Below are 18,313 nucleotides of genomic sequence, written 5' to 3' on the forward strand. Positions count from 1 at the left end.
TCAGATCGAGAAGTTACTGAAGTTGAACGGGGTATGGACCGGCGCCTGGATTTCCGGCTCCGGCGCGGAAACCGGCGCATCGATTTCGACGCCGAGTAATTGCAGCAGCTCGGCGCGGACCCGCTGGAACTCCGGCCGCTCGGCGCTGCGCGGGCGCGGCTGGGTGATCGCGATGTCCGAGACGATGCGGCCCTTGTCCAGCACCAGCACGCGGTCGGCCAGCAGCACCGCCTCGTCGACGTCGTGCGTCACCAGCAGCACGGACGGGCGGTGCTGGCGCCACAGCGCCAGGATCAGCTGGTGCATGCGGATGCGGGTCAACGCGTCCAGCGCGGCGAACGGCTCGTCGAGCAGCAGCAACTGCGGCTCGCGCACCAGCGCCCTGGCCAGCGCCACGCGCTGCGCCTCGCCGCCGGACAACGTCGCCGGCCAGGCGTTCTCGCGGTGATCCAGCCCCACCTCGGCCAGCGCCCGGCGTGCCCGTTCGCGCGGCTGGTCGATCTTCAATCCAAGCGTGACATTGCGCCAGGCGCGCTTCCATGGCATCAGGCGCGGCTCCTGGAACACGGCGGCGCGGGCTTGCGGCACCTCCAGCGTTCCGGAGGTGATGCGATCGAGTCCGGCCAGTGCGCGCAGCAGCGTGGTCTTGCCGGAGCCGCTGCGGCCCAGCAGCGCGACGAACTCGCCGGCGCGGATATCGAGGTTGAGCTGGTCGAGGATGACGTTGGGACCGAACTGCTTGCTCAGCAGGCGTGCCCGCACCGGAGTGCGTGGCGTGACCGGCGCTTCGGGACGGAAGCTGGAAGCGCCGTCGTTGCGCGCGGCGATCCCCGCGCCGGGGCGGTCGAGTTGTATGGTTTGCATGCTCAATCCTTGATGAAGGTTGGACGCCAGGCCAGCGCATAGTGTTCGATGGCGCGCACCAGCAGATCGGTGGCGAGGCCCAGCAGGCTGTAAACCAGCAGGCAGACGACGATGACGTCGGTGCGCATGAAGTCGCGGGCGTTGTTAATCAGGTAGCCCAGGCCCGCCGTGGCGTTGATCTGCTCCACCGCCACCAGCGACAACCAGCTCACGCCCAGCGAGTAACGCAGACCGACCAGGAAGGATGGCAGGGAGCCGGGCAGGATCACATGGACGATCAACTGCGGGTAGCTCAGGCCGAACAGGCGCGCCGCCTCCACCAGCTTGGAATCGATGCCGCGTATGCCGCTGTACAGCGTCAAATACATCGGGAAGGTGGTGGCGAAGGCGATCAGCGCGATCTTGGTGAACTCGCCGATGCCAAACCACAGGATGAACAGCGGGACCAGTCCGAGGAAGGGCAAGGTGCGCGCCATCTGCATCGTCGAATCGACCGCCACTTCGCCCTGGCGCGACAGGCCGGCGATCAGCGCCAGCGCGGTGCCCAAGGTGAGCGACACCGACAGGCCGGTGAGGACGCGATGCAGCGACACCCACACGTTGCTGCCCATTTCACCGGATACGATCAACTCGCCCAGCGTGACGAAGATCTGCGACGGCGCCGCCAGCACGCGCTCCGGCAGGAAGCCGGTGCGCGACGCCACTTCCCACAGCGCCAGCAGCACCAGCGGACTGGCGGCGCGCCGCAATACGGAGAGCAGAACGGAAGGCTTGGTTTTGGCGGGCGCCGTATCCGGAGCGGATACGGAAGAAGATACTGGTGCTGTCGCGCCGCCGTAGGCTGGAGTTGAAACCGACATGTCGTTGCTTCCCTATGCTGAGGATTCGAAGGCTTCGCGAGCCGTTGAAATCTAGTATAGGTAGCAAATGATTATGTCAAAACTAATTGTTTCGACTATTGATATATGATTTTCAGGAATAATTACAAACTAGCGCGCGGCGACCTTGGGCACCGCCTTCAATGGCGCCTCGGCGAACGCGTGCTGCACCGCCTGCGCGAAGAAATCGATCGCGTGCTGCACCGCGCCTGGCTGCAAAGGCTGCACCAGCCAGATATCCAGCACCGGCTTGAAGTCCACCACGTTGACGATATCGAGCTGCGCGCGGTGGCGGCTGCGCTCCAGGATGGGGCGCGGCATCAGCCCCAGTCCCAGTCCGCTGGCGGCCAGGCCCAGTTGCAGGTCGGTGCCGAATGTCTCGAGATTGATCTTGAACGACAGCCCCTGCTCCATCAGCGCGCGCGCCAGCCCGGCGCGGAACCCGCAACCGTCCGGATTGAGCACCCAGCCGGTGCTGAAAATGTCGCGCAACTTGTAACTGCGCTTGGGCATCGCGCCCTTCTGCGCGACGATCACCAGCTCGATGCGGCCCAAGGTGCGGCCACGCAGCCCTTCGGGCAGCACTTTCGTGGCCGGGAATAGCGCCACGGCGGCGTCGATCTCCGCGTTGGCGACCCGCTCGACCAGCTGCGAACCCCAGCCCGACGTCACTTCCGTATGCAAGCCGTCGAAGGTGCGGTTCAGCTTTTGCAGCGTATCGAGCAGCACCACATCGCCGATGGTTTGAATGACGCCGATGCGGAATACGCCGGTGGGCGCCTGGTCCACCTGCACCAGGTCGCGCAGGCGGTCCACTTCCAGCAGCACTTTTCCGCATTGTTCGAACACTTGCTTGCCCATCAGGCTGGGTTTCGGCGGCTTGACGCTGCGGTCGAGCAGTTCCACGCCCAGTTCATGCTCCAGGTTCTGCACGCGCCGCGTGATCGCCGACTGCGTCAGCCCCAGCGTCTCGGCGGCGGCGCTAACCGACTGGCTGCGCACCACCGCCACGAACGCACTGATGTCATCTATTTTCATGTAAGTATCGACGTATGTATCAAGTTAGAGCCTGCAAAAACAGACGCCATATTACCCCCAATCAGAACTTGTAGTTCGCCCTGACGTAGTAATAACCGCCGTTGAACGGTATCTGCGCGGCCGCCGTATCGTACTGATAAACGCCCAGATAGCGGCTGATGGGGGGCACCTTGCTCGGATATACGTCGAACAGATTGGTGGCGCCGGCGGCCAGTTGCAGCTTTTTGGTCGCCGAATAACGCACTTCCAGGTCGGTCAGCGTCTTCGGCTTGTTTTCTATGCGGTTGAATACCGTCGTCGAATAGATATTCGGTCCCGAATAGAAAGTGGCCTCGGTCGCGGTCTTGCCGTAACGGGTGGCGTGCAGGCTCACGCTCCAGTCGTCAAGCGTCCAGACGCCACCGATGATCAATTTGTTCTTCGGCGTCGCCGTGGTCAGGTAACCGACCTGCTGGGCGTTGAGCAGGGTCTTTCCGTTGCCGTCATTTGCGACCTTGGTGACCTTGCTGGTGTTGATGTTGGCGCTGAAATCCCAGTCGACGCGGCCCAGGCTTCCGAGGTTGGTGGGGTAGCCCGCAACAAAATCCAACCCCTGCGTGCGGGTATCGACACCGTTTGCGTAGTAGCTGGCGCTCACCGACGACAAGCCGCTCGGCAAACTGATGCCGGCCGCCGTTAGCGCATCGATCGCCGCCTGGCCGGTGTAAGTGCCGCCCTGGACGATCCGGTCGCGAATCAGGATGCGGTAGGCGTCGACCGTCACATGCAGATTCTCTAACGGCTCGGCGACCAGGCCCAGATTGAAACTGCGCGACTTCTCGGGACGCAGCGCCAGGGCGCCCAGCTTGCGTGCCGCCTCCGAATTGACGGCCAGTTGGCCGCCGGCGGTGGTGGGCGAGACCGCGAGGCTGGAGTAGTTCGCTTGCGCAAGCGACGGCGCGCGGAAGCCGGTGCTGGCGGTACCGCGCACCGCCAAGCGCGGGTTGAATTCATAGCGCGTCGAAATTTTGGCGTTGCGGGTGCTGCCCGCGTCGCTGTAATGCTCGTAGCGGCCGGCCAGTTCGGCCTCCCACTGGCTGGCCAGCTTGGTCGACAGATCGACATAGGCGGCGCCGATATTGCGCGAGTGCTTGCCGGCGCTGACCGGCGACAGGCCGGGCAAAGCCTGCGAGCCGCTGCCGAAGTAGGAAGCCTCGTCGCCCGCCCCCACCTCATACGTCTCGCGGCGGAACTCGGCGCCCAGCGCAACGCTCAAAGAGGAAGGCAGAAAGCCGCTATCGAGCGAGCGCGCAAGGTCGGCATTGGCGCTTTGCTGGATATTCTTGTACTGCGCCAGATGGAAGCGGGTGGGAGTGGCGCCGGTGGCCGCATACAAATCGGTGTTGGCCGAATCGACCATGTTGATCTTGACGTTGTCGATGCCGTAGCTGGCGCTCAGGTCCCAGCGCCATCCCGCCAGATCGGCGCCCTTGATCCCCGCGGTCAGCGCCGCATCGGTCTCGTTGCTGGTTTCGATGGGACTGAAGCCGTTCGGATGCACCTGCGGCAGCCGCGATGGCAGCCGGTAGTTCTGATAGCTGCCGCCGGCGCGGTGGGCGGCGGTGCCGAACGCGTACAACTCGATGTCCTTGCTAATCGAGATGCCGGCGTTGGCGCCAAACGACTCGCGGCGGATCTGCGGATCGCCAAGCGTGCGGTTGACGAAGGTGCCGGTGCGCTCGTCGGCGCCGCTGCGCATGCTGTGTTCATGCCTGCGGTACTCCGCGCTCAGATGCAGGAAACCATCCGCGCCGAGCGGCAGCCCGATATCGGCCGCGCCGCCCAGCGTGAAGCCGTCATGCTTGTAGTACTCGCCCGTGGTGGCGGTCAGGCTTCCGCCCTGGCTGGACGACTTGAGTATGACATTGATCACGCCGGCGATGGCGTCCGAGCCGTATTGCGCCGCCGCGCCGTCGCGCAGCACCTCGATGTGGTCGACGGCGCTGACCGGTATCAGGTCGATATCGACCGGCGTGGCACCCTGCTGCGAGCCGGCATCGGCCGTGATATTGGCCGAGGTGTGACGGCGCTTGCCGTTCACCAGCAGCAGGACGTGATTGGGACTGAGTCCGCGCAACGTCAACGCGCTGGTCAGGTTGGCGGCGTCGCCGGTCTGGGCCAGCCGGTTGATCGACGGCAGCAGCTTGACCAGGGCGTCGCGCAAATCGGTCTGGCCGGTGCGCTGCAAGTCTTTGGCGCTGATCACATCGATGGGACTGAGGCTTTCCCCGGCCGAGCGCTGGAGATCGCGGGTGCCGGTGACGACGACGTCCTGCACGATCGCGGCGGCCAGCGCCGCCGTTTCAGGTTGCGCCTCGGCGGCCATGGCCGGCGACGCGGCCGCGGCGGAGTACAGCAACGAGATTGCCAATGCTACGGGATGAAGGCGTGGTCGGATCGATGATGGTTGATTCATGCGGTTTGGCTCCTGATAGATGTAAAAGTTATGGCTTGACGCGGGCGGCGACCAGATCGATCTCCACCAGCGCGCCCGGCAGCGGCAGCGCGGCGACCTGCAAGGCGGTGCGGGCAGGCTTGGCTGGCTGCGCGGCGGTGCCGAAGAATTGTCCGAAGGCGGTATTGAGCCCGTTGAAATCGAGTTTGTTATCCAGCTTCGGATCGCCCACCAGGAACACGCGCAGCGAGACGACATCACCGAAAGTCAAGCCTTCGGCCGCCAGCGCGGCCTGCAGCTTGCGCAACACCGACGCGGTCTGCGTCTCGGTGCTGCCATAGGCGGCCGGCGTTCCTTTCGGCGCGGCGGCGTCGGCGACGTCCGGCAGCACGCCGCTGAAATAGATGGTTTCCGCTTTGGCCGGCACCGTGACGGCGACCGAGATCGGGAAATTGGAGTTGGGGATGGGCGTGCGCTTGATCTGCTGGGCGTGCACGGCGGCCCCGGACAGCAACAGGCTTGCGAACATAACTTTGGCGGTGGTTTTCATGGTGTGCTCTCTCAAGTGAAAAAATCAGGCGGCGCGCTTGGCGACGGTGGCGCCGGCGGCAACGCGGTTGGCGATGGCGGCGATGGCATGGTGGGCCGACAGCGCGGCGCCCTCCTGCCATGCGCCGATTTGGCTCAGGTACTCGCCGGCGAAGTGAACCCGCCCCTCCGGTTTATTGAGCAATGTGTATTCCTTTTCCGCCGGCGTGGCCCAATGCACCCAAGAGCCAAGGCTATACGGCACCTTGTGCCAGGCAACGCTGACGGGACGCTGCAATTCGGCGCCGCGCCCGGGATGCACACGGTCGATGACACCGCGCGAGGACCCGAATTGCGCCGCCAGGGGCTTGGCGGTGAAATCGCGCGCGGCCTGGCCGATGTTGTAGCAGCCAACCAGCACGCCGGTGGCCTTGTGAAAACCGCCGCTGGGATACCAGATCAGCGCCGTCTCGTGCTTGACGATGGAGATGCCGCCGTAGATATGCGTGTCCGTTTCCCAGAAACGGCGCGACTGCCAGGCGATCTTGCTGGCCGTGTCGTAGTGCACGCCGGAGATCGCCGCTTTCACCTCCGGCGAAAAATTGGTGTCGACCAGCGCCAGCACCGGCAAAGGGAAAGTCGTGATGGCGAAATCGGCCGACAGCACCTGTTCCTTGCCGCTGGCGCGCTCGCGCACCGTCACATCGACGCCATTCGGCTTGTTGCGGATGGCCTTGACCTCCGTGTTCAGCCGCACCACATCCTTCAGCCGCTCGTGGAAAGCGTGCGGGATGCGATCCATGCCGCCAACCGGTTGCAGCATCGTCGGCTGGAAAATCAGCAACTCATCGAAGATCAGCGACGTCCAGAGGTCGGGGTCCAGCAGGGCCTCCAGCGACAACGGCTCCTGACGCTCGCCCACCTGCTCCGCCGATCCCGGAAAAACCTTGTAGCCGGAGCGCTCGGTACCCTTGAATTCCGCCTTCGGCGTCAGGTCGCCATAAACCTTCAGGAATTCGACCAGCCGCGCGCGATCGTCAACGTTCAGCTCCTGATCGAGCGCGCCGCGGTTGACCGACTTGGCCAACAGTTCGGAGATATGGCCGCGCGCATCGTTGATGGCGCGGCGCAGCTGGACCGGCTGGCCACCCTTAGCGGGATCCGGCAGGAAGTAGGCGCTGCGGCTGGTGTTGACCTCCGCCTCCAACTCGACACCGAACTCGCGGCAGTAGCCGAGAATGGTCTGATGATGGCTGGGCAAACGCGCCGGGCCCGCGTTGAAATAGTGGTCCGGATCGAATTCCGCGGTTTGCGTGGTGCCGTCGCCGTACTCGATGCGGGTGCCGTTGCGTATGGTCCAATTTCGGCCGCCGACCCGGTCGCGCGCCTCGACCACCTGTACCTCATAGCCCGCCTTGCGTAACTCGTAGGCCGACACCAGGCCGGCGATACCGGCGCCCAGCACCAGCACGCGCAAGCCCTTTCCCGAGCCGGGCGCCAGCTGCGGCCCTTCTGGCTGGGCGGCGAGCGCGATCGCCGGCGCCCCCAAGCCCAAGGTCGTCATCGCGGCGGTGGCTGCGGCGTAGCCGCTGGTCGCGGCAAGCCGCACGAGGAAGTTCCGACGCGATACTGTCATAAGTTAGCTCCACAAATTGGTCAAGTTGGAGCGATCTTATGACGCGGATAATTATGTAGAAACTAATTGTTTATTATATTCAAATATGAATTTTGAGAATAATGTCTTTACGTGGACGATATCTGCTGGCGCTATATCCAAACGCGAAACCATTCGTTCCGGCGCCGGCGGCAAGCGACCTACAATCGAAAGACAACCAACTTCCGGAGACTTCATGTCCACCCCGCGCCGCCGCACCTTGCTATCCCTGTTTGCGCTGACAACCTTGCTGCCATTGGCCTGCTTGCCGGCGCTGGCGCAAAAACCATCGACGCTGCGCATCGGCTATCAGAAGTCGTCCACCCTGCTCACCATCCTCAAAGTACGCGGCCAGCTCGAACAGGATCTCGCGCCGCTGGGCGTCAAGGTCAGTTGGCACGAGTTCTCCAGCGGCCTGCCGCTGCTGGAGGCGCTCAACGTCGGCGGCGTGGATTTGAGCGCGGACGTGGCGGACACGGTGCCGGTGTTCGCCCAGGCGGCCGGCGCGCAACTGACCTACTTCGCGCAGGAGGCGCCGTCGCCATCGGCACAGGCGATCGTGGTGCGCGCCGATGCGCCCTACGCCACCGTGGCGGATTTAAAGGGGAAGAAGATAGCGCTGACCAAGGCTGCGGGCAGCCATTACCTGCTGATCGCGGCGCTGGATAAGGCGGGGTTGCGTTTCAAGGACATCGAACCGGCCTACCTGACGCCGGCCGATGGCCGCGCGGCGTTCGAACGTGGCAGTGTCGCCGCCTGGGTGACATGGGACCCGTACCTGGCCGGCGTGCAGCGGCAGTCGTCGGTTAAGATTTTGGCGGACGGCCGCAATGTCGCCGACTATCAGCGTTACTACCTGGCCGCCACCAGCTATGCGGAGGCGCGTTCGGATGTGCTGGGGGTGGTCTTTGAAGCCTTGCGCAAGACCGGCAAGTGGGTCAAGCAGTCGCCGAAGGAAGCGGCGGAGTTGCTGGCGCCGGCGTGGGGGCTGGATGCGAAGACGGTGGAGTTGGCCAATAGCCGGCGCAGCTACGATGTGCGGCTGGTGCAAAAGGATGCCCTGGGCGAGCAGCAGCGCATCGCCGATGCGTTTTACGCCGAAGGCCTGCTGCCGCGCAAGTTGGACGCGACGGCGGTGCCGCTGTGGCGCGGCGCCAGATGACCCTAGGAGACAGGGGGCGGATTGGCGGGCCTCGCCCGCTAATCCGGCCTACGCGAGCCCCGGATAACCCGCCGCCTCGGCCTCTGTTTGAATCTGAAGAATCAGCGCATAGTCGGCATCGTCCCGATACTCGAACCCGCGAATACTCAACACATCCATCAATTCCCGCAGCCTGGCGCCAGGCCGCAGCAAAGCCCCGCGCAGCCGCAATACCAACTCCTGCTCCACCGCGGCACCCGCGATCAACGGCAACCCGGGCGACGAAGCCGAATACCGCAACGCCTTCAGCCCGATCGACGCCTCCGGATCCTCCCGCGCCAGATAGCCCCAGGTGACGCAATCGACCGCCGCGATATCGGCCGCGCCCTGGCGCACCATGCGCACGCTGGCGGCATGGCTACCCGACTGGATCACCTTGCCGAAAAACCGGCCGTCCTGCGCAAGCGGCGCCACCGCATGGCGCAGCACGTTCATCCCGCTATTGGAGTTCACGTCGTTGACCACCGCGACCAGCCCGGCCGCATCGGCCAGCACATCGACCCCGGCTCCCTCGCGCACCACGATCACGCTCGAATAATCGCTGCCGGAGCAACCGGCGAAATCGTAGCAAGGCGTGGCGACCAGGGTCACTTCGCCACGCAACCGGGTCATGTAGGGGTAGCCGCAAGTCTGGCTAAGCAGCAGGTCCCGCCGCCGCCAGAACGCTGGCAGGTCCGAAGGCGATTGAGGCGAAACCTCCTGTCCGGCCTCCTGCGCCAATGCGACCAGAAAATCCTCATAGGCCCGCCCCAACCGCTCGGAGACGTTGTACATCGGCAGAGCGGCGATCCAGGTCATTTGGCTAGTCCGGCATATGGGGATGAACCGGCGCGTCGATCGCGCCGAAACCGAAGCGGCGTATCAACCGTCCATAACCCTGGACATGAAAGCCGCCGCTGCGCGTATTGTAAGCCAGCCGCCGCGCCTTGTAGACGCGCGGCAGCAGATACCACGGCACCGAAGGCAGGTCGTGATGGACCAGGTGCAGATTGTTATTCAGGAACAGCACCCGCCAGACAAAACCGGCTTCATTGAGCACGATGCGCTGTTTGTGATCCGCCGCCGGCCGATGCTCATAGTAGGATCGCACCATCGCCAACGATTGCGCGGGATATGAGATCGCCAGCAGATAATACAGAGGCTCCACGCCGAAGGCAGACCGCACCCACCACAGCATCGCCGCCAGCATGGCGACATGGGTCAGCCACATCGGCACATTGCGCCAGTCGCCGCGCAGCGGCTCGCGCACCGCCTCGATCCAGGCGCCGGTGACGGCCAACGCCGGGCCAACCAGCATGCGCCCCCAGAAGGTCTTGTTAAACCAGTGCAGCGCGCGCAACGGCTTGTTCATCCGCGCCCACCGCGCCGGCGCGACGTAGTTGCTCTCGGTGTCCAGCGCAGGCATCGTCAAATGAAAGTCGTTGTGGTGGCGCAGATGGCTGTCGCGGTACAGCCCATACGGGTACCAGACGGCCAGCGGCAGATAACCGAACAGGCGGTTCACCGCCGGCCAGCGGGTTGGATGGCCGTGTATCAGTTCGTGCTGCAACGACATGTACCAGGCGCACCACCAAATCATCAGCAACGTGGCAGGCACAGTGCCGATTTCCCGCCAATATGCAAGCGTCAGCAGCCAGCCTCCATGGATGACGGCGATCAGCATCCAGGTCGGCCACTCGCCGAGCCACAGCGTGCGGCTCCGCTCCGCAGCGACCTCGCCGCGCTGCCGCGCATCGATATACTCGGAAGGCCGCTGCTTCAGCATCAGAATCTCGCTTTAACGCGCAATCCCACAGTGCGGGGACGCGCCATGTACACCAGATTTCCAGGTTGGATGGCGATGGTATTGGGCACGACGTCGCTCACCTTGGCGCCGTTGGTCAGGTTGGTGCCAAACAGGCCTATCTCGTACGCGCCGGTCTTGTAAGTGACCGTGGCGTTGACCGTGTTCGACGACGGAATGCGCGCATAACTGCCCTGCTCCGGCGCGAAGTTGGTATAGGCGTCGCCGCGATACGCATAGCTGGCGGAGACGCCCACTTCGTCAGTCCCGCGCACGGGAATGCTGTAGCTGGCGGTGGCGGTGGCCGACAGGCGCGGCGCATACGGCACGCGGCTGCCTTCCGGGATGTTCTGCGCCGCGATGCCGGTGACCACGGTGCGCGTGGCGTAGGCGTGATTGTAGGCCGCGCTCACTCCCACCGATGCGCGGCGCGTCAGCTTGAAGGCGGTTTCCAGTTCCAGACCTTCGCTGCGGATCTTGCCGGCGTTTTGCGTGAAGTAGTAGGTGCAAGGCAGGCGGTTGAAGACCTGCACGTCCTTCCACTCGATCACGTAGGCGCTGGCGTTGAACGTCATGCGATGATTCAGCAGCGTGTTTTTCGAGCCGACCTCGTAGTTCCACAGGCTATCCGGCTCGAAGGTGGTCGGTGCGTTGATGCCGCAGAAGTTGAAAGGCACCGGCTGGTTGTTGCCGCCGTAGCGGAAGCCCTTGCCGGCCGAGGCGTATAGCGTGTGGTCGGGATCGAGACGGTAGGCGGCGACGAAGCGCGGATTGGCGCCCTTCGATGTCGCGCTGCTGTTGCTGACGGTCGGCTGTCCGACCGGCGCCGCCGGGGTGGCGCCGACCAGATTGCCGAACAAGCCGCTGAAACGCAGATCGAAATCCTGCGTGCCACGGAACAGCCTCACGCCCGCAGTCAGGTCCAGCTTTTCCCAGACGGTGTAAGTGGCTTCGGCGAACAGCGCGGCCTGACGCGATTTGGTGTTTTGCGCGCCAGAGAAGAAGTCGTCCGGATTGAAAGCCAGCTCATTGAGCTGCGAGTTATAGCCCGGGAAGTTGCGCGTCTCCGCGTAACGCGCATCGAAACCGACGGTCGGCTCGTCCTGCAGCGTATCGCGCTTGCCCTTTTCGAAGAAGGCGCCGGCGGTCCACTTGAACGGGCCTTCGCCCTTGGAGTTGACGCGGAACTCCTGCGCGAAGTCCTCGACCTTGTTACCGATAGTGTAGGCCGCCTGCATCAGCGGATTTTGCCCGCCGAAGATGAACGCCGTCGCCGGATACTGGGCCGAGGTCACGTACAGCGTGTCGCGATGCAGGTAGGAGGTCGACGACACCAGTTGCGCGCCGCCCAAATCGTAGTTGACGCCGACGTTATACAACTGCAGTTTGTCGTTGCTGGTTTGCGGGATCAGAGCGAAGGTGGTGTACGGCGCCAGATCGCCATAGGCGTCGTTGACACCTGCCTTGACGTTGGAAGCGGTGACGCTGGCGTCGATCACCAGATCGCGCGAGGCCTTCAACCGCAGTGCCGCCCGTCCCTGGTTGGTGGAGACGGCGTTGGTGATGGCGCCATTGTATTGGTTGCGGATGTAGCCGGAGTCGTTGCCGGTGTAGGCGGTCAGGCGAAGTCCCAGCACATCGTTTTTCAGCGGCAGGTTGACCGTGCCGCGCAGGTTGTGATTTCCACCACCGAACTTGGAGGTACTGGAGCCGACCGCCTCCACCGAGCCGAATATATCCGTCAAATCGGGTTTCTGGGTGATCTGGCGGACCGCGCCCGCCATCGCACCGGCGCCGAACAGCGTGCCTTGCGGCCCTTGCAACACCTCGATGCGCTCGAGGTCCAGCACCTTCAGATCCGGATTGGACGACTTCAGCGTGACGGGCATGTCGTCGATATAAACCGCCACCAGCGACGCGTCCTGCACTTCCGAGGGGACGATGCCCCGCACCACCAGCCCGCGCATCGTGATGTTGTTGATGCCCGGCCCCTGCTCCTGGACCGACATCGCCGGCACCAGGCTGGCGATGTCGGTCAGGTTACCGAGGCCATATCTGGTCAGATTGTCCGGTTTGAGCACGGTAATCGCAGCCGGCACCTGCTGCACGTCGACCGCGTTCGCCGAGCGCGTGGCCGTAACCTCCACTTTCTCGATCCGGTCGCCGTCCTGCACCGCGATTTGCGCATGTGCGCCAGCGATAACGCCAACCGACAGCACGGCAGCGACCTGAAAATCCCTCTTCCCCATCATTTTTCCTTATTAAGCGGCCGATACCATGAGAAAACAGTATATAGATCCGCAAAAGACTGGGAAAGGAAGATAAATGTGCTTGCTTAGAAGAAAAGCGCAAGAGAAAGTAGCTTAGCGCCAACGTGGTACACCGCACAGCCGGAGTTTGGCGACGGGGCCACAATAAGACCATGGATACTTCAAAAGCCCCCAAACATACGCCCGCCGCGCGCGCCCTGCATCGCCAGATGATGGCGGTTCAGCGGACCATGTCCGCGCCGACGGTGGAGGAATCGATGCTGGCGTCCAAATGGGCGATGGCGTGGTACTGCCTGGTGCAGCGCAAGCTGGATCAACTCCAGCATGCGCCGAGGTACCTGCACTAAGAGGTTTGAAGCGGAGAAGAACTGTTTGAGAAGCAGTTACGCGGGGACGTAGCAACCGCCGGCACGACGTTCCATGCCGCTGCGATCGAGAACGGTAACGGTGCCGCGACGATATTCGATCAAGCCTTCTTCCTGCAGTTTGCCCGCCGAGCAGGTGATGCTCTCGCGGCGCACGCCCAGCATATTCGCGATCATCTCCTGCGTCACTTTCAACTCATTGGAAGTGGAGCGGTCCAGGCGTTCCAGCAGCCAGCGGCACAGGCGCTGTTCGATGCTGCCGTGACGCACACCGGCCACGGTTTGGGCCAATTGGGCAAACAGCGCGCTGGTATGGCGCATCAACTGCTGAGCCAATGCGCCGCCGCTGAAGAAGGCTTCGCGCAGCACGGCCGACTTGATGCGATAACCGTAACCGGCGCTCTGCACCACCGCCGAGCAGTTGGCGCGTTCGGTTTCGTACATCGAGACGCCGACCACGCCTTCGCGGCCGACGACGGCGATTTCGGTGGCGCCGCCGTCTTCGGTCACATACTGCAGCGAGACGATCGCATTGGTCGGGAAGAAGGCGTATTCCATTTTGTCGCCGAAGTCGAACAAGTGTTTGCCGGCCGTCAGAGGCACCAGTTCCAGATGCGCGAACAGGCTAACCAGCTCTTCACGCGACAAGGCCCGCAGCAGCTCGTTCTGTTGTGCGCCGATGATGCTGATGGCGGGCGCAGGCGCCGCAGCCGGGGTAACGGCGTGCATTGCCAGTACTGCGTTGCCGGAGACATTGGTGTGAGTAGCTTGTTGCATGGCGGGCCTCTTGTAGTGTGTTTTATTCCGATAGATCGTTGCCGACCTGATGGATACACTATATCTCCGCTATGTGCGCTAGGTCATAGGAGCGCGTAGGAGCCTAATGTAGGCTAGGAACATAGCACTTTGTCATCCCAGTCCTACGCGGCCCCTCTTATATTCCTACCCTGCGACCCGTGGGGTTCTAAAACGCTCCCACATAGTTCTCCGCCAGCGCCGTCGCCATCGCCCGCGAGGTCACGATATTCTCCAATTCCGCGCGCTGCATTTCGCGCTCGAACGGTGTCGCCTCGGCGAAGGTATGCAGCAGCCGCGTCATCGTCCATGAAAAATACTCGGCGCGCCAAATGCGCTTGAGCGCATCGTCGGTGTAGCTTGCAAGCCTCTCGCCGCTGCCCTTCTTGTAGAACTGCTCCAGCCCATGCGCCAGCAGCTTGACGTCCGAGACGGCCAGGTTCATGCCCTTGGCGCCGGTCGGCGGCACGATGTGCGCCGAATCGCCGGCCAGGAACAATCGGCCCGATTGCATCGGCGTCGATACGAAGCTGCGCATGCCGATGATATTTTTCTGGAAGATCTTGCCCTCTGCGAGCTTCCAGCCGTCGTGGTTTTCCAGCCGCGCGTGCAGCTCCGCCCAGATCTGATCGTCGGACCAGTTGTCGACGTGGTCGGCCGGATCGCACTGGAAGTACAGCCGCTGCACCGTCGGCGACCGAGTGCTCACCAGCGCGAAGCCGCGTTCGTGCCGCGCATAGATCAACTCCTCGGACGACGGCGCCGATTCGACCAGGATGCCGAACCAGCCGAAGGGATAGATACGCTGGAAATTCTTGCGCTGCTCCTGCGCCGGCATCGCCGGACGGCTCACGCCATGATAGCCATCGCAGCCGATCACGAAATCGGCTTCGATGGAACGCGCCTCGCCGTTGTGCATAAAGGTGGCCGACGGCGTTTGCGTGTCGACGCCATGCAGCGCCACGTCGCTGACCTCGAACAGTATCTGGCCATCGGCTGCCAGGCGCGCCGCCACCAGATCCTTGATCACCTCATGCTGCGGGTAGACGGTGATGGCCTTGCCGGTCAATCCGGTCAGGTCGATGCGGTGCCGTTTGCCACCGAACGCCAATTCAAAGCCGTGGTGCAGCGCGCCCTGCCCGCGCATCCGTTGGCCGACGCCGGATTCGTTGAGGATATCCATGGTGCCCTGTTCCAGCACGCCGGCGCGGATGGTCGCCTCGATGTCGGCGCGCGAGCGGGTTTCGACAATGACCGACTCGATGCCGTCGAGATGCAGCAAATGGGATAACAGCAGGCCGGCCGGGCCGGCGCCGATGATGGCTACTTGGGTGCGCATGGTTGTCTCCGATGTGTTTTATGGGTGCGTCATAGATTTTTCTATGACGCCATCGTAGCGCCGGCAAGTCCTAAAAAAAATGGATGAAACGGCATAAAACTTGTACTATTTAGACAAACAACGGACCCCACACCATGCCCTCCCCAGCCAAACAAGCACTTGCCGAGATCCCCAGGTTTGCCCTCTACGGCGAGCAAACCCGCTCGGAAAACGCCGAATTCGTTCATATAGAGCTGATCGAAACGCGCAGCCGCAGGTATGACTGGCATATCGACAACCACACCCACCCGGGGCTGTTTCAGGTACTTTTTTTATTCGCCGGCGAAGTGCGCGCCAGCGTCGACGACGCACTGCTGGAGCTGCGCGGGCCCGCCGTGCTGACGATCCATCCGTCGGTGGTCCACGGCTTCGATTTTTCGCCGGAGGCCCAGGGCTACGTGCTGACGGTGGACCAGAATGTCATTTTCTCGGCGGCCGACAACCAGGGGGATTTATATTCCACGCTGTTCGTCGAGCCGCTGGCGATCGGCTTGAACGGACTGCCGGAGGCGCGCTCGCGGCTGGAGGCGCTGCTCCAGCAGTTGCTGGCGGAAGCGGCCTGGCCGCAATACGGCCACACGTTGATGCTGGAGTGGCTGGCGCGCGCCGCCCTGCTGCTGCTGGTGCGGGTGCAGGCCGATCACCGCTTCGCCGACCAGTCGGGCCGGGGCGAGTTCGAGCTATTTAGCCGCTTCAGGGCGGAGGTGGAGCGGCATTTCAAGGAGCAGTGGCAGGTTGGCCAGTATGCCGACGTCCTGAAAGCGTCGCCGGTGCGCCTGAACCGCTTGTGCCTCAAACTGTCCGGCAAATCGGCGTTCGACATCACACAGGACCGGCTAATGCTGGAGGCGTGCCGCAAGCTGACCTACGTCCCGGCCAGCATCGCCAGCATCGCCTATGAACTGGGCTTCCAGGACCCGGCCTACTTCAGCCGCCTGTTCAAGAAACGCATGGGCGTCACGCCCAAGGAATTCCGCAAGAGCGACTAAAGCAACGCATTCAATTCGACCTGCATCTTGATCAGCGCCGGCAGGCAGCGCTCCACCATCTGGTCGAGCGGCATGCGCGCCGCGTGGACGCTGATATTCATGGCGGCCACCACCTCGCCGCGAAAATTCTTCAGCGGCACCGCCATCGTGCGCAGTCCCAGCTCCAGCTCCTGGTCCACCAGCGCGTAGCCCTGCGATCTGGCGCGCGCGATCTCCAGCGCCAGACGCTCCTTGCCGACGATCGTGTGCTCGGTGATCTGCTCCGGCACCACGCGGGCCAGAAAGGCATCCAGCTGGTCCAGCGGCAGGCTGGCCAGCAGCATGCGGCCGTTCGCGGTGCACCACGCCGGCACCCGCGTCCCCGGTTGCAGCGTCGCGGACACCAGTTGGCCGGCGCTGACCGCCGCCACGCACACCAGCTGATCGTGATCGAGCACGCCGACGGACGCCGCTTCCCCGACCGAATACGCGAGCCGGTACAACAGCGGCTGCGCCAGACGCGGAAGGCGCGCCGAATGCAGGTAGGACTGGCCGAGCCGCAGCACCATCGGCGTCAGCGAAAACAGCTTGTTCTCGTGCCGCATATAGCCCAGATGCGTGAGCGTGATCAGATAGCGGCGCGCCGCCGCCCGGGTCAGGCCGGTGCGCTCGGCCACTTCGGCGATGCTCAGGCGGCCGCGCTCCTGGTCGAACGCCTCGATCACCTGCAACCCTTTTTCGAGGCCGGCAATCATGTCGCGTTTGGCTGGAACGTCGTTTTCGGTGTTCATGACATATAAAAATGCAGATTTGGGCGATATGCGCACAGACTGTGCGTTTAGCGAATATAGCACGCAGCCGCCGCCTTGTGATGTCACGACCGCTTTCGTACCATCGTCGACAGAACAAACCCACTCAGGAGACAGCAGTGAAATTCGATGCTATCGCGCCCGGCGTCTATCCGGAACTGATTTACCCAGAATATAAATCCACGCTCAGGCGCGGGCCGGTGCAGTCGGCGCTGCGCATCGTGGCGCCGGTTCCAACGACGCAAAACATCGCCCCGTCGCCACGCATCCTGCTACCGCACGATATGGACCTCACCGCGCACGGCGAGGGAGAGCCGCTCGGCGAGAAAATCGTCGTCACCGGCCGCGTGCTCGATGAAGACGGCAAACCGGTACGCGACTCGCTGCTGGAAGTCTGGCAGTGCAACGCGGCCGGACGCTATCGCCACAAGCGCGACCAGCACAACGCGCCGCTCGATCCCAACTTCAACGGTTGGGGCAAGATGATGACCGACGACGAAGGCCGCTACCGCTTCGTCACCATCAAACCGGGCCCCTACCCTTGGGGGAACCACGACAAGGCCTGGCGTCCGGCGCACATCCATTTCTCGCTGTTCGGGAACGTGTATGCGCAGCGGCTCGTCACGCAGATGTACTTCCCCAGCGATCCGCTGTTCGATTACGATCCGATCTTCCAGAGCATTCCGGACCTGGCCGCGCGCCAGCGCCTGATCTCGCGCTTCAGCCTTGAGCACACGGTCAGCGACCAGATGCTGGGCTATGAATTCGACATCGTGCTGCGCGGCCGCGACGCCACGCCAACCGGCATCTGAGGGGAACCAACATGACCAATCCAGCGAAACCGATCACCACCTCGCAGACCATCGGCCCGTTCTCCCACGAGGCGTGGCAATGGGCGGTGGACTTCAGCGACGCCGCCAGGCCGGTGGACGCCGTCACCATCAGCGGCACCATCTACGACGGCGACGGCCTGCCGATCAACGACGCCCAGATAGAGACCTGGCAGCCCGCCGCCGCCGGCGCGGAAGCGTCGCAGCCATTGGCGGGCTTCCGCCGCGTGCCCAGCAACGACCAGGGCGGGTTCGCCCTGCGCCTGTCCGCCGTCCCGCAGGCGCCGGGACTGCCGCTGGCCTATATCACCGTGTTCGCGCGCGGCCTGGTCAAGCACCAGTTCACCGCTGTTTTCCTGGAAGGCGACGCCGGACTGGCGGAATCGGCGATACTTGAGCAAATCCCGGCGGCGCGCCGCCCCACCCTGCTCGCGGTGAAAACCGCCGATGGCCAGTACCGCTGGAACATCCACATGCAGGGCGCGCAGGAAACCGCCTTCTTCGACTATGTTTGAACC

17 protein-coding genes are annotated in these 18,313 nt (G+C 63.5%); 5 read left to right on the top strand and 12 right to left on the bottom strand.

Going from position 1 to position 18,313, the window contains the following annotated elements:
* The 6 genes from BMX85_RS02870 to BMX85_RS02895 form a co-directional block, all read right to left on the bottom strand.
* Nucleotides 1-864 (bottom strand): ABC transporter ATP-binding protein, encoded by an 864-nt coding sequence (locus BMX85_RS02870; RefSeq protein ID WP_090314166.1) that lies wholly within the window; start codon nucleotides 862-864, stop codon nucleotides 1-3.
* A gap of 2 nt (nucleotides 865-866) precedes the next feature.
* Nucleotides 867-1,724 carry an ABC transporter permease gene (locus BMX85_RS02875; RefSeq protein ID WP_090314167.1) on the bottom strand — a complete coding sequence of 286 codons (858 nt, stop codon included), beginning with the start codon at nucleotides 1,722-1,724 and terminating at the stop codon, nucleotides 867-869.
* A 129-nt stretch (nucleotides 1,725-1,853) separates the two neighbouring features.
* Nucleotides 1,854-2,780 (bottom strand): LysR family transcriptional regulator, encoded by a 927-nt coding sequence (locus BMX85_RS02880; RefSeq protein ID WP_090314168.1) that lies wholly within the window; start codon nucleotides 2,778-2,780, stop codon nucleotides 1,854-1,856.
* 61 nt (nucleotides 2,781-2,841) lie between these two features.
* Entirely contained in the window at nucleotides 2,842-5,235 is a 2,394-nt protein-coding gene (locus tag BMX85_RS02885) for a TonB-dependent receptor plug domain-containing protein (RefSeq protein ID WP_090314169.1), read from the bottom strand.
* Nucleotides 5,236-5,263: 28 nt separating this feature from the next.
* Entirely contained in the window at nucleotides 5,264-5,764 is a 501-nt protein-coding gene (locus BMX85_RS02890; RefSeq protein WP_090314170.1) for a RidA family protein, read from the bottom strand.
* A 24-nt stretch (nucleotides 5,765-5,788) separates the two neighbouring features.
* Nucleotides 5,789-7,378, bottom strand: coding sequence for a flavin monoamine oxidase family protein (locus BMX85_RS02895; RefSeq protein ID WP_090314171.1), 1,590 nt, complete (start codon nucleotides 7,376-7,378; stop codon nucleotides 5,789-5,791).
* 214 nt (nucleotides 7,379-7,592) lie between these two features.
* Here BMX85_RS02895 and BMX85_RS02900 point away from each other — a divergent pair, with 214 nt between their 5' ends.
* Nucleotides 7,593-8,558, top strand: a complete 966-nt coding sequence (locus tag BMX85_RS02900; RefSeq protein ID WP_090314172.1) for an aliphatic sulfonate ABC transporter substrate-binding protein — start codon at nucleotides 7,593-7,595, stop codon at nucleotides 8,556-8,558.
* Between the two features lie 48 nt (nucleotides 8,559-8,606).
* Here BMX85_RS02900 and BMX85_RS02905 read toward each other — a convergent pair whose 3' ends face one another.
* The 3 genes from BMX85_RS02905 to BMX85_RS02915 are packed head-to-tail and all read right to left on the bottom strand — an operon-like array spanning nucleotide 8,607 to nucleotide 12,632.
* The gene (locus tag BMX85_RS02905) at nucleotides 8,607-9,395 is read right to left on the bottom strand and encodes a phosphate/phosphite/phosphonate ABC transporter substrate-binding protein (protein WP_090314173.1); all 789 of its coding nucleotides are present in this window, start codon (nucleotides 9,393-9,395) and stop codon (nucleotides 8,607-8,609) included.
* A 4-nt stretch (nucleotides 9,396-9,399) separates the two neighbouring features.
* Nucleotides 9,400-10,362: a fatty acid desaturase gene (locus BMX85_RS02910; RefSeq protein ID WP_090314174.1), complete on the bottom strand. Its 963-nt coding sequence runs from the start codon at nucleotides 10,360-10,362 to the stop codon at nucleotides 9,400-9,402.
* On the bottom strand, nucleotides 10,362-12,632 hold the full coding sequence (locus tag BMX85_RS02915) for a TonB-dependent receptor (protein ID WP_090314175.1): 2,271 nt from the start codon (nucleotides 12,630-12,632) through the stop codon (nucleotides 10,362-10,364). The genes BMX85_RS02910 and BMX85_RS02915 overlap by 1 nt, the downstream gene beginning before the upstream one ends.
* Before the next feature lie 170 nt (nucleotides 12,633-12,802).
* On the opposite strand from BMX85_RS02915, the gene BMX85_RS29915 reads away from it, so the two are divergent.
* Nucleotides 12,803-12,997 (top strand): hypothetical protein, encoded by a 195-nt coding sequence (locus tag BMX85_RS29915; protein ID WP_143067886.1) that lies wholly within the window; start codon nucleotides 12,803-12,805, stop codon nucleotides 12,995-12,997.
* A gap of 36 nt (nucleotides 12,998-13,033) precedes the next feature.
* Here BMX85_RS29915 and BMX85_RS02920 read toward each other — a convergent pair whose 3' ends face one another.
* Nucleotides 13,034-13,792: a Crp/Fnr family transcriptional regulator gene (locus tag BMX85_RS02920; RefSeq protein WP_090314176.1), complete on the bottom strand. Its 759-nt coding sequence runs from the start codon at nucleotides 13,790-13,792 to the stop codon at nucleotides 13,034-13,036.
* 187 nt (nucleotides 13,793-13,979) lie between these two features.
* Entirely contained in the window at nucleotides 13,980-15,149 is a 1,170-nt protein-coding gene (locus BMX85_RS02925) for a 4-hydroxybenzoate 3-monooxygenase (RefSeq protein WP_090314177.1), read from the bottom strand.
* Nucleotides 15,150-15,283: 134 nt separating this feature from the next.
* On the opposite strand from BMX85_RS02925, the gene BMX85_RS02930 reads away from it, so the two are divergent.
* Nucleotides 15,284-16,177 carry a helix-turn-helix domain-containing protein gene (locus tag BMX85_RS02930; protein ID WP_090314178.1) on the top strand — a complete coding sequence of 298 codons (894 nt, stop codon included), beginning with the start codon at nucleotides 15,284-15,286 and terminating at the stop codon, nucleotides 16,175-16,177.
* Here the strand turns inward: BMX85_RS02930 and BMX85_RS02935 are convergent.
* Nucleotides 16,174-16,947, bottom strand: coding sequence for an IclR family transcriptional regulator domain-containing protein (locus tag BMX85_RS02935; protein WP_090314179.1), 774 nt, complete (start codon nucleotides 16,945-16,947; stop codon nucleotides 16,174-16,176). The genes BMX85_RS02930 and BMX85_RS02935 overlap by 4 nt on opposite strands.
* Before the next feature lie 137 nt (nucleotides 16,948-17,084).
* Here BMX85_RS02935 and pcaH point away from each other — a divergent pair, with 137 nt between their 5' ends.
* Both pcaH and BMX85_RS02945 read left to right on the top strand, forming a co-directional pair.
* On the top strand, nucleotides 17,085-17,777 hold the full coding sequence (gene pcaH, locus BMX85_RS02940) for a protocatechuate 3,4-dioxygenase subunit beta (RefSeq protein ID WP_090314180.1): 693 nt from the start codon (nucleotides 17,085-17,087) through the stop codon (nucleotides 17,775-17,777).
* Between the two features lie 11 nt (nucleotides 17,778-17,788).
* The gene (locus tag BMX85_RS02945; RefSeq protein WP_090314181.1) at nucleotides 17,789-18,310 is read left to right on the top strand and encodes a peptidase associated/transthyretin-like domain-containing protein; all 522 of its coding nucleotides are present in this window, start codon (nucleotides 17,789-17,791) and stop codon (nucleotides 18,308-18,310) included.
* The last annotated feature ends 3 nt before the right edge of the window (nucleotides 18,311-18,313 follow it).

The sequence above is a fragment of the Duganella sp. CF517 genome (assembly GCF_900110275.1).
Classification (GTDB): Bacteria; Pseudomonadota; Gammaproteobacteria; order Burkholderiales; family Burkholderiaceae_D; genus Rugamonas.

Coding starts and splice junctions, on each gene's coding strand:
- BMX85_RS02870 (WP_090314166.1), bottom strand. CDS start 864: ATGCAAACCATACAACTCGACCGCCCCGGCGCGGGGATCGCCGCGCGC.
- BMX85_RS02875 (WP_090314167.1), bottom strand. CDS start 1,724: ATGTCGGTTTCAACTCCAGCCTACGGCGGCGCGACAGCACCAGTATCT.
- BMX85_RS02880 (WP_090314168.1), bottom strand. CDS start 2,780: ATGAAAATAGATGACATCAGTGCGTTCGTGGCGGTGGTGCGCAGCCAG.
- BMX85_RS02885 (WP_090314169.1), bottom strand. CDS start 5,235: ATGAATCAACCATCATCGATCCGACCACGCCTTCATCCCGTAGCATTG.
- BMX85_RS02890 (WP_090314170.1), bottom strand. CDS start 5,764: ATGAAAACCACCGCCAAAGTTATGTTCGCAAGCCTGTTGCTGTCCGGG.
- BMX85_RS02895 (WP_090314171.1), bottom strand. CDS start 7,378: ATGACAGTATCGCGTCGGAACTTCCTCGTGCGGCTTGCCGCGACCAGC.
- BMX85_RS02900 (WP_090314172.1), top strand. CDS start 7,593: ATGTCCACCCCGCGCCGCCGCACCTTGCTATCCCTGTTTGCGCTGACA.
- BMX85_RS02905 (WP_090314173.1), bottom strand. CDS start 9,395: ATGACCTGGATCGCCGCTCTGCCGATGTACAACGTCTCCGAGCGGTTG.
- BMX85_RS02910 (WP_090314174.1), bottom strand. CDS start 10,362: ATGCTGAAGCAGCGGCCTTCCGAGTATATCGATGCGCGGCAGCGCGGC.
- BMX85_RS02915 (WP_090314175.1), bottom strand. CDS start 12,632: ATGATGGGGAAGAGGGATTTTCAGGTCGCTGCCGTGCTGTCGGTTGGC.
- BMX85_RS29915 (WP_143067886.1), top strand. CDS start 12,803: ATGGATACTTCAAAAGCCCCCAAACATACGCCCGCCGCGCGCGCCCTG.
- BMX85_RS02920 (WP_090314176.1), bottom strand. CDS start 13,792: ATGCAACAAGCTACTCACACCAATGTCTCCGGCAACGCAGTACTGGCA.
- BMX85_RS02925 (WP_090314177.1), bottom strand. CDS start 15,149: ATGCGCACCCAAGTAGCCATCATCGGCGCCGGCCCGGCCGGCCTGCTG.
- BMX85_RS02930 (WP_090314178.1), top strand. CDS start 15,284: ATGCCCTCCCCAGCCAAACAAGCACTTGCCGAGATCCCCAGGTTTGCC.
- BMX85_RS02935 (WP_090314179.1), bottom strand. CDS start 16,947: ATGAACACCGAAAACGACGTTCCAGCCAAACGCGACATGATTGCCGGC.
- BMX85_RS02945 (WP_090314181.1), top strand. CDS start 17,789: ATGACCAATCCAGCGAAACCGATCACCACCTCGCAGACCATCGGCCCG.